At 43.6% G+C, this 13,819-nt stretch carries 16 protein-coding genes; 12 read left to right on the forward strand and 4 right to left on the reverse strand.

The genetic code is table 11. The annotated features are described in order from the left end of the window. Positions 1-8: 8 nt before the first annotated feature. A complete protein-coding gene (gene slmA, locus GVO60_RS16620) occupies positions 9-599 on the reverse strand; it encodes a nucleoid occlusion factor SlmA (protein ID WP_159655989.1) in 591 nt (196 codons plus the stop codon). A gap of 103 nt (positions 600-702) precedes the next feature. Continuing rightward, the gene (gene coaBC, locus GVO60_RS16625; protein WP_159655991.1) at positions 703-1,908 is read right to left on the reverse strand and encodes a bifunctional phosphopantothenoylcysteine decarboxylase/phosphopantothenate--cysteine ligase CoaBC; all 1,206 of its coding nucleotides are present in this window, start codon (positions 1,906-1,908) and stop codon (positions 703-705) included. 203 nt (positions 1,909-2,111) lie between these two features. Between coaBC and radC the strand changes: the two genes are divergently transcribed. The 11 genes from radC to GVO60_RS16680 all read left to right on the forward strand — a co-directional run bounded on the left by radC (position 2,112) and on the right by GVO60_RS16680 (position 11,438). Then, a complete protein-coding gene (gene radC, locus GVO60_RS16630) occupies positions 2,112-2,810 on the forward strand; it encodes a RadC family protein (RefSeq protein WP_174244349.1) in 699 nt (232 codons plus the stop codon). Between the two features lie 278 nt (positions 2,811-3,088). After that, the gene (gene rpmB, locus GVO60_RS16635; protein WP_004743834.1) at positions 3,089-3,325 is read left to right on the forward strand and encodes a 50S ribosomal protein L28; all 237 of its coding nucleotides are present in this window, start codon (positions 3,089-3,091) and stop codon (positions 3,323-3,325) included. 13 nt (positions 3,326-3,338) lie between these two features. Further along, positions 3,339-3,509 (forward strand): 50S ribosomal protein L33, encoded by a 171-nt coding sequence (gene rpmG, locus GVO60_RS16640; RefSeq protein WP_004410866.1) that lies wholly within the window; start codon positions 3,339-3,341, stop codon positions 3,507-3,509. A 271-nt stretch (positions 3,510-3,780) separates the two neighbouring features. Continuing rightward, entirely contained in the window at positions 3,781-4,263 is a 483-nt protein-coding gene (locus tag GVO60_RS16645) for a hypothetical protein (protein WP_159655995.1), read from the forward strand. A gap of 28 nt (positions 4,264-4,291) precedes the next feature. Beyond that, positions 4,292-5,101 (forward strand): bifunctional DNA-formamidopyrimidine glycosylase/DNA-(apurinic or apyrimidinic site) lyase, encoded by an 810-nt coding sequence (mutM, locus tag GVO60_RS16650; RefSeq protein WP_159655997.1) that lies wholly within the window; start codon positions 4,292-4,294, stop codon positions 5,099-5,101. 177 nt (positions 5,102-5,278) lie between these two features. Next, positions 5,279-6,313 (forward strand): glycosyltransferase family 2 protein, encoded by a 1,035-nt coding sequence (locus GVO60_RS16655; protein WP_159655999.1) that lies wholly within the window; start codon positions 5,279-5,281, stop codon positions 6,311-6,313. A gap of 8 nt (positions 6,314-6,321) precedes the next feature. Next, a complete protein-coding gene (locus GVO60_RS16660) occupies positions 6,322-7,749 on the forward strand; it encodes an ArnT family glycosyltransferase (RefSeq protein WP_371862488.1) in 1,428 nt (475 codons plus the stop codon). Then, positions 7,736-8,125, forward strand: a complete 390-nt coding sequence (locus GVO60_RS16665; RefSeq protein WP_159656003.1) for a GtrA family protein — start codon at positions 7,736-7,738, stop codon at positions 8,123-8,125. Before GVO60_RS16660 ends, GVO60_RS16665 begins: the two co-directional genes overlap by 14 nt. 28 nt (positions 8,126-8,153) lie before the next feature. Continuing rightward, the gene (locus GVO60_RS16670) at positions 8,154-10,133 is read left to right on the forward strand and encodes an LTA synthase family protein (protein ID WP_159656005.1); all 1,980 of its coding nucleotides are present in this window, start codon (positions 8,154-8,156) and stop codon (positions 10,131-10,133) included. 8 nt (positions 10,134-10,141) lie between these two features. Next, the gene (locus GVO60_RS16675) at positions 10,142-10,690 is read left to right on the forward strand and encodes a YrbL family protein (RefSeq protein ID WP_159656007.1); all 549 of its coding nucleotides are present in this window, start codon (positions 10,142-10,144) and stop codon (positions 10,688-10,690) included. Continuing rightward, complete coding sequence (locus GVO60_RS16680) at positions 10,683-11,438, forward strand: acyltransferase (RefSeq protein WP_159656009.1); 756 nt, start codon at positions 10,683-10,685, stop codon at positions 11,436-11,438. Before GVO60_RS16675 ends, GVO60_RS16680 begins: the two co-directional genes overlap by 8 nt. Before the next feature lie 48 nt (positions 11,439-11,486). On the opposite strand, the gene coaD is transcribed toward GVO60_RS16680, so the two are convergent. After that, positions 11,487-11,960, reverse strand: coding sequence for a pantetheine-phosphate adenylyltransferase (coaD, locus tag GVO60_RS16685; protein ID WP_159656011.1), 474 nt, complete (start codon positions 11,958-11,960; stop codon positions 11,487-11,489). A 48-nt stretch (positions 11,961-12,008) separates the two neighbouring features. On the opposite strand from coaD, the gene GVO60_RS16690 reads away from it, so the two are divergent. Continuing rightward, on the forward strand, positions 12,009-13,031 hold the full coding sequence (locus tag GVO60_RS16690; protein WP_159656013.1) for a glycosyltransferase family 4 protein: 1,023 nt from the start codon (positions 12,009-12,011) through the stop codon (positions 13,029-13,031). A gap of 3 nt (positions 13,032-13,034) precedes the next feature. On the opposite strand, the gene GVO60_RS16695 is transcribed toward GVO60_RS16690, so the two are convergent. Then, a complete protein-coding gene (locus tag GVO60_RS16695) occupies positions 13,035-13,817 on the reverse strand; it encodes a glycosyltransferase family 2 protein (protein WP_159656015.1) in 783 nt (260 codons plus the stop codon). Between the last annotated feature and the right edge of the window lie 2 nt (positions 13,818-13,819).

Genomic DNA, 13,819 nt, shown 5'->3' on the forward strand with positions numbered 1-13,819 from the left:
TTCCTCGTTTACTTAATTTGCGCACTCAGTAGTGCCCAATATTCTTCAAAGTTAGCGGTAGGTTGATACTTAAAGTCAGAACGCACAAAGCGGTTCAAGCTGCCTTCTACCTGGCCTAACAACTGCGCAGCTAGGATCTTTTCATCCACAGGGAAGGATTTACCCTCACGCAATTTACGTTCACGCAAAATCTGGCGCAGTGATGTTTCGATACGTTCATAAAGCTGGTTAATACGCTCGCGTAGACGTTCGTTTTCAAACATTAAAGCGTGGCCAGAAAGAATGCGACTTAAGCCCGGGTTACGCTCAGAAAACGCCAGGATCAACTGCATCACGAGACGAATTCGAGTGAGGGTGTCTTTTTCCTCATCCAAAATGCGGTTGATGCGTGACATTAATGACTCTTCGATAAACTCGATTAAGCCTTCAAACATACGCGCTTTACTTGGGAAGTGTCGATATAGTGCTGCTTCAGAAACGCCGACCTGCTTAGCCAGTTTAGCAGTAGTGATACGAGATGCGCCTTCATTGGATTCAAGCATTTCTGCGAGCGCTTGCAATATTTCTTCGCGGCGGTTGGTTTTTCTTGTTCCGGCCATGAACACTTTCCTTTTTAACCCATTCTGAATAAAAGACGAAAGCCCGCTATAGAAACGAGCTTTAAGTCAAACAACCTAAAATAGTGGTGTGAAGCTGACGCTCTTAGGCTTCTAGCTTCTCTGCGATTGACGCCATAATTTGCTGGGCAATCTGCTGTTTACTGGCAAGCGTAAGTGATTGCTTACCCTCTTTCCAGTATACGGTGATTGCATTGTCGTTGCTATTAAAGCCTTGCCCTTCTACCGAGACATCGTTAGCACAAATCATATCTAGATTCTTTTTCTTCAACTTAGTGCGAGCATAGTGCTCAACGTCTTGAGTCTCTGCTGCGAAACCAACAGTGAATGGGCGAGCTTCTTTCATTGAAGCGACAGATGCGATGATATCTGGGTTTTTCACCATAGTGATGCTCATTTGATCGCTGTCGTCAGTCTTTTTGATTTTCTGCTCTGCGATGACTTCTGGTCGATAATCGGCAACGGCGGCACAACCGATAAAGACATTATGCTTGGCTGCTTGTTCCATCGCTACAGCATGCATGTTCTGTGCACTGTCAACGTTAATTCGTTCGACACCTTGTGGAGTGGCAAGAGAGGCAGGACCTGCAATGAGCGTAACTTGAGCGCCAAGCTTCTGCGCCGCTTCTGCTAAAGCAAAGCCCATTTTACCTGAACTATGGTTAGAGATGTAACGAACGGGGTCGATGGCTTCACGAGTCGGACCTGCGGTGATCACCACAGATTTGCCTTCAAGTGTCTTATCAGCAAAGAAGGCTTCACAATGAGCGACAAGCTGCATTGGCTCTAACATTCTGCCCGGGCCAACGTCGCCACATGCTTGTTCACCTGCTGCTGGACCCCAAATGCTCATACCGCGTCTAGCAAGCGTCGCTATGTTCTCTTGAGTGGCGATATTTAAGTACATTTGTTGGTTCATCGCTGGAGAAACAGCAATAGGTGCATCTGTTGCAAGTACAAGTGTCGTCAATAAGTCGTTGCCCATTCCCGCAGACATACGAGCGATAAGATCTGCCGTGGCTGGCGCAAGTAAGACCAAATCAGCCCACTTCGCTAATTCGATATGGCCCATCGAAGCCTCCGCAGCAGGATCCAATAGGCTATCAGAGACAGGGCGACCCGATACCGCCTGCATGGTTAACGGAGTGATGAACTCTTTGGCTGCATGAGTCATTACTACCTGTACTTGTGCTCCGCGTTCAATTAAACGACGTGTTAGCTCTGCACATTTATAAGCAGCAATACCACCGCTAATTCCCAATAGGATCTTTTTACCCGCTAATATTTGCATGAGGATCTCCCTTAATTTTGCTGCGGGTAAGATAGCACGGCTCATAATCGTGTGCCTAGTCGCGCCATTTTAGTGACCAGTTTTGATCTCTATGTGATTTCACGTTCTCTCATACTCTGTACGCTTTTTGTTCTTAGCAGGAGTGAATAACCCTCGCAATGATCGCTTTTGCATCATGCTGAGTGAGGAAGATTGATTACTCTATGCTCTCTTTATATAGAAGGTTTCACGCGATGAACTCTTTACCTCAAGAATCTATGCCAAGAGAAAAGCTCATATCTCATGGCCCGCAAGCATTAACGGATGCGGAATTGTTGGCTATTTTTCTCCGCACGGGCACTCGAGGGATGAATGTGATTGAGTTAGCGGACTTTCTAATAAAAGATTTTGGTTCGCTGAGAAAGCTGTTTGGCGCAACTCAAGATGAGTTTTGTCGCCATAAAGGATTGGGTAGTGCTAAATATGTTCAATTACAGGCTGTTTTAGAGCTTACACAGCGCTATTTGTCCGAAACATTAAAAAGAGGAGATGCCTTAACTAGCCCAGAGCAGACAAAATTGTACCTTTCTGGTCTCCTGCGAGATAAGCATAGAGAAGAGTTTTTTGTACTTTTTCTCGATAATCAGCACAGAGTCATCTCTGGTGAGCCATTATTTCAAGGAACGATTGATGCTGCATCTGTTTACCCTAGAGAGGTGGTAAAGCGTTCTTTAGAGCACAATGCCGCAGCTTTGATTCTAGCCCATAATCACCCCTCAGGCGTTGCGGAGCCTAGCCAGGCGGACCGACGAATCACCCGTAGAATTAGTGATGCATTGGCGCTGGTGGATATCCGAGTCCTCGACCATTTTGTGGTTGGAGATGGCGAGGTTATTTCTTTTGCAGAGCGTGGATGGATTTAAATCACATTATTAGTTGTGAGTTGCGCGATTTCTGCTACAATCGGCCCACATTTTTTGAACTTAAATCAGCTCTGTTTAAAAAAAGATCACGAAAACCTGCAAAAAGGATCTGTTCGGGTCTTGAGCAATGCTAATCAAGTTAGTATAATGCGCGACCTTTGATAGCCTTGTATGGTTTTCCATAACGGAGTTAGACCTCATTTCTTCTTTTTGAGAATGTAGAGAGGTTCGGCCACCAAGGTTGATATCGAGCTGAAACGATTTTGGAGAAGACATTCATGTCACGAGTATGCCAAGTAACTGGTAAGCGTCCAGTAACGGGTAACAACCGTTCACACGCACGAAATGCTACTAAGCGTCGTTTTCTGCCGAACCTACAAACTCATCGTTTCTGGGTAGAGAGCGAAAAACGTTTTGTTAAACTACGTCTATCTGCTAAAGGTATGCGTATCATCGATAAGAAGGGCATCGATGCTGTTCTTGTTGATATCCGTGCAAACGGCGTAAACGTTTAAGAGGAAATAGACAATGGCAAAGAAAGGCGTACGTGAGAAAATCCGTCTAGTATCTTCTGCAGGTACTGGTCACTTCTACACGACTGATAAGAACAAACGTAACATGCCAGGCAAATTTGAGATCAAAAAGTTTGATCCAGTAGTTCGCCAGCACGTTATGTACAAAGAAGCTAAAATCAAGTAATTGATTATTCTTTGAGCTTCCTTCGGGAAGAGTGAATTAGAAACCCAATTATAGCGATATAGTTGGGTTTTTTATTATCTGTAACAAAGTCGTCAATCCGGAATAGCGAACGAATTGTCCGGAATCTAAAACAGCGTGTGCATTAGCCAAATCTTGAGTCGCACTCGAGTCAGGATGCCAATCTTGTCGCTATGTAAGTTTTAACACACCTCGCCTCCATCCCCCTTTTCTGCTACTTTTGAGACTGTTAATAGCAGTGAAGAGATCAATCATGCGCGTTTCACCAAGGCGTCGACGTCGTTGGAATAACATCCTGATCCTAGGCATTATTGCCTTTATTGGTTTACTTAACTTACCAACTTTGATTAAAACCTACTTAATTGATGAGCCTGTTGTAGAGAGCGCTTATCCCTACCTATTGAACCCGTCAAAGGAGCTACAAGCTTTGCATTTCTCGACTTGGTCGTTAGAAAAGCAGCAAGGTCAGTGGACGAGTACTCTTGAATCTCATATTGCAGAAGCCGAGTTGGTTGGTCGATGGCAAGATCTAGTGGGTACCGAGGTTCCACAAGCAAATTTTGATAGCTTGAAGCCATCGCTTGGTGCCCCTAAGTCGATAGAAGTTTGGTATGTGGATCAAGAAGAACCGCAAAGGATCACTTATTATCAAACACCGCAATTTTTACTGTTAAAAAACTGGCAAGACAAATGGATAGCCGTGTCAGTCGATAACCGTTACCTGATGCCAGAATGATTTAATTGAGTACCGATTAGGAAGACGAATGCCTGAATTACCAGAAGTCGAAGTGAGTCGAATGGGGATATCGCCTCATCTTGTAGGAGAAAAGATCGCGAAACTGACTTTTCGTACCCCAAAGCTACGTTGGGATATTCCTCTAGAGCTGAAGCAAATAGAAGGTCAAGTGATCAGAGGTGTTCATCGCCGTGCTAAGTATCTGTTAATTGAAACAGATGTGGGTAGTGCGATTGTACATTTGGGTATGTCAGGCTCTTTGCGCGTACTCGACGCAGAGATTGCGCCAAGTAAGCATGATCATGTTGACTTGAAACTCGAAAATGGCAAGGTCCTGCGTTATAACGATCCACGACGCTTTGGCGCTTGGCTATGGACAGAAGATGGCGATCATTCGGTCCTTAATAATTCGGGGCCCGAGCCGCTTACCGATGAATTCAGCGCTAACTATATAGCGAGTAAAGCGGTCAATAAGCGAGTGGCAGTGAAACAGTTCATCATGGACAACAAGATTGTGGTTGGGGTGGGGAATATCTATGCCAATGAGTCATTGTTTAGCGCACGTATTCATCCAACAAAACCGGCAGGACAGTTAACTGAGCAAGAGTGGTCACTGTTAGTGGCTGAAATTAAGCTAGTTTTGGATACTGCGATCAAGCAGGGTGGTACAACCTTGAAAGACTTTTCTCAAGCCGACGGTAAGCCTGGGTACTTTGCTCAAGAGCTACAAGTGTATGGAAAAAAAGGTGAACCTTGTCTGGTGTGTGGCGGTCCAATTGAAGAATTAAAGATTGGTCAGAGAAATACTTTTTTCTGTTCTGATTGCCAGAAAATGTAGCAGACTCACTAGTCGTCTTTAGTTACGTTCTTGATGATGTTCAGCCAATGTTCATCTACTTTCGCCTATCCTACGCTTGAGCTAATAGTGTAGAATATAGCCCCTTTTCGCGGTAAGCCGTCCATTGTTATTAGTGACGACTTATCTAAAGTGATTTTTGTACATAAGGTACCTTCCATGACAGAGCTTTCATCTGCGGTAACTTGCCCACATTGTGGACCTTCAACAGAGAGTGAATCTGATATTCTGCTATCTGTGCTTGTTCCATATTTTAATGAAGAAGAGGTGCTACCTGCTTTTCATGACAGATTGATGCCTATTTTAGAAGGGATCGATGGGCATTGTGAAGTTATCTACATTGATGATGGCAGTAGCGACAAAAGCCAAAGCATCGTTGCTGATTTTGAAAGTGAGCATAGTACGATTGTGAGTTTAAACCTGAGCCGAAACTTCGGTAAGGAAGCCGCGATGAGTGCAGGTTTAGAGTACAGTCGCGGTCAAGTGGTGACAATCCTTGATGCCGATTTGCAAGATCCGCCCGAGCTATTGCCTGAAATGTTAGACAAGTGGCGCGAAGGCTTCGATGTGGTCAACATGCAGCGTAAAGAGCGTCACGGTGAAACTTGGATGAAGCAGAAGTCAGCGGCATGGTTCTATCGCTTGATGAACTCTGTGTCGCAAATGGATGTTCCTGAAAATGTGGGTGACTTCCGCCTACTAAGCCGCCGCGTGGTTGAACATATTAATCAGCTTCCAGAGCGTAATCGTTACATGAAGGGGTTATTCTCTTGGCCTGGCTTTAACACTACAACGCTTCAATTTGAACGAGACCCTCGCTTAGTCGGTGAAACGAAGTGGAACTACTTAAAATTGGTCGGTTTGGCGATTGATGGTATTTCATCATTCTCGATTCGTCCGCTACGTCTAGCGACCTTGCTGGGTGCTTTGATGGCAGTTGTTGCCTTCCTTTATGGTTTTATCATTATCTGCAAAACGGTTTTCTTAGGCGAACCGGTCGTGGGTTACCCATCAATGATGGTTGTACAGTTAGGTTTAGGTGGTATTCAGCTATTGTGTATTGGCCTTATGGGTGAATATATTGGCCGAATCTTCATTGAGACAAAACGTCGTCCACTGTTTATTGTGCAATCGAATATCGAAAAACAAGCAAAAAAAGCATCACTGCAAAATAATCAAACTGAGGATAAATAACAGTGAATATTAAGATCACAGCTAAGCACCTTTGGGGTTTATTGGCTGTCGCATTATTATTGCGCCTGATTTCTTTGGGTCTTTACCCTCTAATGGATACTACTGAAGCACGCTATGGTGAAATGGCGCGTCTTATGGTGGAGACAGGTAACTGGTTAACTCCTCAATTTGATTACGGTGTTCCTTTTTGGGGTAAACCGCCACTATTTACTTGGATGAGTGCAACAGGTGTAGAACTGTTTGGCTTGAGCGAATTCTCATTACGTGCGCCGCATTGGTTAGCAAGCGTATTGGTTATCGGTTTGATCGGCTATGTAGCAAAACGCGAAGGCTTCAATTGGTTGGTTGCATCGATAGTGCTGGCAACCTGTGGCATTTTCTCGATTGCTGCTGGCGCGGTTATGACGGATATGGCGCTGACACTAGGTATGGCGATGGCGATGGTAGGCTTTTACTACTGTTGGCTTGAGAAAGAAAAAGGTGGCATCAAGGATACTTGGGGTTACTTTGCCTTTGCTGGTCTTGCTATTGGTCTATTAGCTAAGGGCCCTGTAGTGATCGTGATTATGGGGCTAGCGGTGTTCCCATGGTTAGTGCTGCAACATGGTCTTATCGGTGCTTTTGTTCAACTTTGGCAACGTTTTCCTATCGTTAAGGGCTTGATTCTGATGCTAGTCATCGCTCTACCTTGGTATATCCTAGCAGAGCGTGCGACACCAGGCTTTATCGATTACTTTATTGTTGGTGAGCACTTCAAGCGATTCGTTGTGAGTGGTTGGGAAGGTGATCTTTACGGCAGTGCTCATGATGAACCTCGCGGTATGATTTGGTTGTTCTGGTTACAAAGTGCAGCGCCATGGTCGATTGCACTACCAATTTTAGCTTGGTTCCGTCGTGATCGTATCAAAGAAACTAATCAATCGAATAAAGGCCTATTTTCGTTTGCGATTTTCTGGCTAATCTCTCCGCTGCTGATGTTTACTATGTCAGGTAACATTCTGCCTGCTTATGTACTTCCTGGTATTCCTGCGCTGGGTATCATTGCTGCAATCATGGTAGTCGAGAAGGATTGGAAATGGTTCAGTGTTGTATCGCTAATCTTGCCAATTGTTCTGCTTATTGCACTGATTCTGTTGAATACTGGAATGGAAAATAATAAGAGTGATCGTGTGTTCTTTGAATCACAGTCAGAACAACTGGATACTTATTATGCACGTAGTCGTCCTTTCTCTGGGCAATATTACAGCTCAGGCAAAGCGATCAAAGTAACGACACCTGAAGAGATCAAAGCGGATGAGTTTTACTTGATTGGCCGCGAGCGCCACATGCAAGGCTTCTTAGGCAGTGACAAGCTTGAGTGTCAATTGCAGTTAGAACCGGTGGGCTCTCGTCGTTCCATGTATCGTTGTAGCACCGTTAGCAATGAAGCTAATTAAGTTCGCATTTGTTGGAGGCATCGGCTTTATCGTCGATACCTCCATCTTTACGCTTTGCCTTCATTTACTCGAGTGGCCGTTGATGTCATCTCGTGTCATCGCATTTTTCTGCGCCGCCACTTCAACTTGGTTAGGTAATCGCTACTTAACCTTCTCAGATACTTCTCAACAAGGTTCTAAACGAAAACAGTGGTTGAAGTTTATGACTTCGGCATGTATTTCGGCGATCCCGAATTTCATCATCTTCAAATTATCGTTAGAGTTTTTAGGGAGTGAGGGCATTTGGGCGTATGTCGCTTTAGTTCTTGGTATTCTTATCGGTATGATCAGTAATTATTTACTTAGCGATAAGTGGGTTTTTAAGGCAAAACCTTAATCTTTATAACGCGTCAAAATGGGAAATTATGGTCTCTTTTCAGCATAACTACCGTCTCTTAATTCGAATTGTCCTGTTCGTTAATTTTGCTGCTATTGCTTTGCTAGCTGTTTCTAGAGGTATCTTTTTCTCTTTAGCTGTTGAGCCTGAACGTTTAACGGGTCTTAGTAGTGATGTGATACGCGCATTTTGGGTTGGGGCCAGATTTGACGCTAAAATCGCTTTTATTGGCTTTGCCCCTCTATTTTTAAGTGGCCTGATACTGGCAAAAACGCGTTTCTTTACTTGGTGGAAATCTGCAACTCCGTGGTATAGCGCTGTTATCTTCTTTTTGCTGTGTGGTTTTTCGATCGCCAATTATTACTATTTCGTGACGTACGGCAGTTATATCGATGTTTTTGTCTTTGGTTTATTCGATGATGACACCAAAGCAGTACTGGATAATGCTTGGGAAGATTACCCAATTTTACGCTCTTTCTTTACTGCGGTTGCTGTTGGTGGTTTGAGCTTTATTACGACCCGGAAATTGCTTGGGCGCAGCCTTCATTGGTCTTGGCCGAAACGTCATTGGGCTATGACGACACTTTCTGTCGTTGTAGCCATTGTGCTGTATGTGATCGTCGCTCGAGGTTCTATTGGAAGCCTGCCACTTAAACGTTACCACGCCAATGTTTCGCAATATAAGCCGCTTAATATTGTTACCCCAAATGCTTTTATGGCACTAAGTTGGGCTAACGGTGATTATAAGAAGCAGGCCAAATTCGCTCCTATTGCTGAACAAGCCGTAACAGATCAGATGATGAAAATGCTTGGACAGCCGACTCCTGAATACCACACCGAAAAAAATCCATACTTGGCTGATAACCCTCCTCATGTTGTGATGGCACTAATGGAAGGGCTAGGAACCAACGTTCTGATTGAAGATGACGCGCAGCAAAATGATCTATTGGGCAGCTTACGTGATGCTTTTGCGGAAGACTTTGTCTTTGAGCGCTTTATGGCAGGTACAACGGCGACCATTGATAGCATCGTTATGATGTTGTTCCATAGTGATATTCCAACCATCAGTCACTCAGGTGCTCAAAAAGTGGCATTACCAAGTTCTGCTGTCTTGCCTTATAAGCGAGCAGGTTATGAGGTGGTGTTCATTTACGGTGGTAACAGTATGTGGCGAAACTTAGCCAATTACTTACCCATTCAAGGCTTTGATGCGGTTTACGATGAAAACAGCATTAAAGCGGCTTTTCCAGAAGCAAAAGAACATGCAGATACCTGGGGAGTAGCCGATGAATATACATTTAATTTTGCTCGTAAATTGCTTGATGAAGCAACCAAACCGACACTCATCTACATCATGACAGTGACCAACCATTCACCGTATCGTCCGCCTAGTGATTATCAGCCTAAGCCGACATTGGCGAGTGAGCGCTTGAAGGATGTGATTGGTAGTATTGCTGGTCAAGAGACAGAAATGCTTGAAGCGTATCAGTACGCGAATGATGCTCTGGGCAATTTTATCCTTGATATCAAAGGCTCAAATCTAGCGAAGAAAACTTTGATTGCCGCATCAGGGGATCACCGTGTTCGCTCTATTTCGACTAAGAATCTTGATGAATTCGCGGTGAGTTACGCAGTGCCGTTTTACCTTTATGTTCCAGATGAAATCTTAGCGCAGACTGACTACCAGTATCAGCCTGAAAGGATTGGCTCTCATAGAGATATTTTCCCAACACTGTACAGTTTTAGTCTCTCTGATCAAAGTTATATCAGCTTAGGTGGAGAGAACATTTTGTCGACTGGTGGCGTGAGCAATCGTGGTTATAACAAAGTACGCAGTATTAATCAGTGGGGTGCATACGAGAATGGTAACCCTAGGCGACTTTACTCTTGGGAAGATGGTGTTATGACAGAGTCGACCCCTACGGAAAACCCTGAGGCTGACTGGGCAAGTGAATATCACAAATTGCAGAACTACTATTTGCGCTCTCAGGTCGCAGGCAATAAATAGGGCACTCGATGCAAAATAGTATAGATCTGGCTAGTGCGAAGATCATTGGTAAAGGCTCGGAACGAATTTGCTATCAACATCCGGATGACCACAATCTTTGTATTAAGGTACGTTATCGAGTTAAGCGTTCACGTGACGAAAGTGAACGTGAATACGATTACGCGAAAAGGTTAAAGAATCCTAATTTGGCTCCTTATGCATTACCTTTAGAATGGGTAGAGACCTCTGAGGGAAAGGGGCTCGTTTTTCCTCTGATTCGTGATGATGACGGCCAGTTGTCTCAATCGCTATCGAAAGTTGAAGATAAATCTCAGCTTGCCGCGCTGTTTGATGAGTTTGCTCAGAGTGTGTTGGATAATCGGTTGTCCGTGACAGATTTGCGTTTGCAGAATCTTGTGCTTCAGAAAGTGGCAGGCCAGCAACGGATTATCATGATTGATGGTTATGGGTTTACGAATGATTTTTTAAAAAATGTTTTTCGTATTACGTCACTCGTCACCCATATTCAAACCAAGCGTCGTTTGGATAAGTTTAGAAGGAATTACATCAATGATTGAAACCAGTGAGTTGAAAAGATACATCACTAAATACCCGGAGTCGTTTGGTAAGGGAATGAGTCAATTTACACTCTTCTTAAAGATGGTGACGGGCATATTTCGTAATCAGGTATTGTTCATTAAAGGCGCAAAAGGCAATAAAGTTTCAATTGGCAAGACCAAGCACCGATCTCGAATTGTCATTAAGTTTGATAAGAAAGCCACTGGCAACAGAGTTGTTATTGGCAACAACTTCAATGGTAATGTGAATGTTTTGGTAAAAGGTAAGAACAGTACTCTGTATATTGGTGATGATGCTGTGATTAAAAAGAGCAAATTCTCTCTATTGAGGGATGACTCTGTGTTTGCTGTTGGAGATCATGTAGGGATTCGTGCTGGCGCCAATATTAAGTCTTATGGTCAATTGGTGCTTGGTGATGATGCCATGTTGTCTGCGAACATTCTGATTCAAGAATATGATGGCCACCCAATTTTTGATCACCAAGGAAATGAAATTAACAACCGAAATACCGGTGTGTTTGTTGGGCCACATGTTTGGCTTTGTCGAGACGTTAAAATCATTAAAGGTGTCACCATAGGTAAAGGCTCTATTATTGGTGCTTTCAGTACTCTGACGAAAAGTGTCCCAGCGGATGCTATTGCAGTGGGCATTCCGGCAAAATTGGTGAAAGAGGGGGGAGTGTATTGGTCAAGAAACCATTCAGAAAAAGAACTCTCCAAAGCGAAAGTTTTCTTTAACGGTGAATAGCGATTTTGTTGTAAAGGCTACCATAGGGTAGCCTTTTATTTTTCTGTTCTATTTGTTGCGCAGTTTTTGTGCAACATACGGATGAACAAAATCATCGACGGCTCCACCATGTAGCGCTACTTCTCGAACAATGGTCGAGGACAAAAATGCATACTTTTCATTCGGTGGTAGGAACAAGCTTTCTATTTCTGGCATCAGCTTCTGATACATGGTCGATAAGCCAAGTTCATACTCAAAGTCGATGGTGGTACGTAAACCACGAATCAAAATATTGGCATTTTCTGCTTTGGCAAAATCAACCAGCAACCCAGAGAAACCTTTTACAATAATGTTTGGGTGGCTTTTGAATACCTCACGAACCATGTCGATACGCTCATCCAAAGTAAACAATGTATTCTTTCTTGGGCTTTCAGCGACAGCCACCGTCACTTGATGGAACATCTTAGATGCACGCTGAATGATATCCACGTGGCCGTTGGTGATAGGATCAAAGGTCCCAGGATAGATAACGTTAGTGTTCATTTTATTGTATAGTTCTGGCGTTGGTAGAGAGTATGAACTGGTTATTATATGACAGATAGAACCCTTATACACATAAACTTAGCATCTGGTTTTGGTGGCGGTGAGGTGCAAACCTTAAATTTAATTGAGCAGCTATCCGGCTATCACCAGTTGATTGTGTGTAAAAAAGGTCGTGAGTTTGAACAGAAAGCTCGTGAGTTAGGGGAAGCCAAAACGGACATAAAAGTGGCCACGTTTTGGTCGGCTTTTTACTGCGTATTAATGAAGAAGAATGTCGTCATTCATGCTCATGATGGCCGGGGAGCTCACTTAGCTCGGCTGCTCGCCTTATTCTCTGGTAAAAAGTATCTAATCTCACGAAGAGTTGATAAGCCACTAAAGGGAAAACTATCTGAGCAAACTTATCGAGGCGCAGGTGCTTTGGTAGCCGTTAGTCAGAAAGTAGCCGCTAATCTACATGAGCTCAATAATAATATCTCTGTCATCCATGATAGCTACTCCCACTTACCAAGTAGCCAGAGTGTCGATGAACGTTTGGCTGAGTTAAACGATAAATTTGTCGTCACACAATTGGGTAGCTTACTCGATATCAAGAATGTCCCTTTTACGATTGAGTTGGCTAAACAGGTAGAGCATTCGCACCCTCACGTTCACTTTTTAATTGTCGGTAAGGGAAAAGAGGAATTGAGTTTGAAAGAGCAGGCTAAAGAGCTTTCAAACGTGACATTTTTTGGTTTCACGCCTTATGTCGCTTCAATTCTTGAGCGAACTCAGCTTTTGATCATGCCATCAAAGAGTGAAGGGCTTGGTTCTGCCGTGCTGGAAGCTTATCAGCATAATAAGCCTGTAATGACCTCTAAATCAGGAGGCCTTCCTGAAATCGTTCAGCACGGTCAAACGGGGTATTTAGTTGATATTGATAATACTGAACAAGCAAAAGCGTATTTAGTGGATCTGGTGAATGATAGAGCTTTGTATGAAAGGTTGCAGGAGAATATTGGTCAGATTAAGCATCAATATAGTCCGCAAAGTATGGCTACGAACTATATTGAGTGTTATCAGAAGCTTTAGTGTTTACCAGACCTTATTAAAGTCTTCTTTTTCAAGTACTTTTGGATCACGTTGGAACTCAAGTAGACGTGCGTATTTTAAGTAACTGCTTAGAGCGGCGCTGATTGAAACGGTTAGGCCGTCAGCCCCACCTAAGAAACCTTTCTTGATAAGATAAGATTTAATGAAGGCGTTGAGTCCGTGTAAAAATGGGCTCATTGAATTCACACGCTTACCTTTCTGATACATGATCTTTGCTGCTCGGCCACTAAAATCTCGACCCGGTTTAGCAAATAGTTGACCAAGGTTTTCAAATGAATAGTGAATTAAATCTGCGTTGATGCGCTCAGGGTTCTTTGCTTGAACTGCCGCGTGCTGCTTTACTTCTGCAAAGCGAGTTTGGGTTTTGTCATAGAGTCGAATACAAAAGTCTGGGTACCAACCACACTGTTTTATCCAACGGCTACCGATATAGTTTCTTCGGCGAAATGCAAAAGCATCATGCTGAGTGCTAGTTAGATCAAGTTGTTTGATAGCGGTGACCATCTCATCGGTTAAGCGCTCATCGGCATCGATACTCAAGATCCAGTGATTGTTTGTATAATCTAAACCGACATTTTTCTGAAAACCATCACCGAGATAGCTCTGAATCACAACTTTTGCACCAGCTTGCTCTGCGAGGTCACGGGTGTTGTCCGTACTATTCGAATCAACGACAACGACTTCAGAGCATACTTGTTGAAGGGATTGAATACATTCAACGATGTTTTTTGATTCGTTGAGGGTAATAACCACGCCAGTAATCATAG

Source organism: Vibrio atypicus (assembly GCF_009811315.1).
GTDB lineage: Bacteria > Pseudomonadota > Gammaproteobacteria > Enterobacterales > Vibrionaceae > Vibrio > Vibrio atypicus.

Bases quoted from the DNA above. Each gene is read 5' to 3' on its own strand.
- GVO60_RS16680 (WP_159656009.1), top strand. From the start codon at position 10,683: ATGATTGAAACCAGTGAGTTGAAAAGATACATCACTAAATACCCGGAG.
- rpmG (WP_004410866.1), top strand. From the start codon at position 3,339: ATGGCAAAGAAAGGCGTACGTGAGAAAATCCGTCTAGTATCTTCTGCA.
- coaD (WP_159656011.1), bottom strand. From the start codon at position 11,960: ATGAACACTAACGTTATCTATCCTGGGACCTTTGATCCTATCACCAAC.
- slmA (WP_159655989.1), bottom strand. From the start codon at position 599: ATGGCCGGAACAAGAAAAACCAACCGCCGCGAAGAAATATTGCAAGCG.
- GVO60_RS16670 (WP_159656005.1), top strand. From the start codon at position 8,154: ATGGTCTCTTTTCAGCATAACTACCGTCTCTTAATTCGAATTGTCCTG.
- GVO60_RS16665 (WP_159656003.1), top strand. From the start codon at position 7,736: ATGAAGCTAATTAAGTTCGCATTTGTTGGAGGCATCGGCTTTATCGTC.
- radC (WP_174244349.1), top strand. From the start codon at position 2,112: ATGCTCTCTTTATATAGAAGGTTTCACGCGATGAACTCTTTACCTCAA.
- coaBC (WP_159655991.1), bottom strand. From the start codon at position 1,908: ATGCAAATATTAGCGGGTAAAAAGATCCTATTGGGAATTAGCGGTGGT.
- rpmB (WP_004743834.1), top strand. From the start codon at position 3,089: ATGTCACGAGTATGCCAAGTAACTGGTAAGCGTCCAGTAACGGGTAAC.
- GVO60_RS16690 (WP_159656013.1), top strand. From the start codon at position 12,009: ATGACAGATAGAACCCTTATACACATAAACTTAGCATCTGGTTTTGGT.
- GVO60_RS16675 (WP_159656007.1), top strand. From the start codon at position 10,142: ATGCAAAATAGTATAGATCTGGCTAGTGCGAAGATCATTGGTAAAGGC.
- mutM (WP_159655997.1), top strand. From the start codon at position 4,292: ATGCCTGAATTACCAGAAGTCGAAGTGAGTCGAATGGGGATATCGCCT.
- GVO60_RS16695 (WP_159656015.1), bottom strand. From the start codon at position 13,817: ATGATTACTGGCGTGGTTATTACCCTCAACGAATCAAAAAACATCGTT.
- GVO60_RS16655 (WP_159655999.1), top strand. From the start codon at position 5,279: ATGACAGAGCTTTCATCTGCGGTAACTTGCCCACATTGTGGACCTTCA.
- GVO60_RS16645 (WP_159655995.1), top strand. From the start codon at position 3,781: ATGCGCGTTTCACCAAGGCGTCGACGTCGTTGGAATAACATCCTGATC.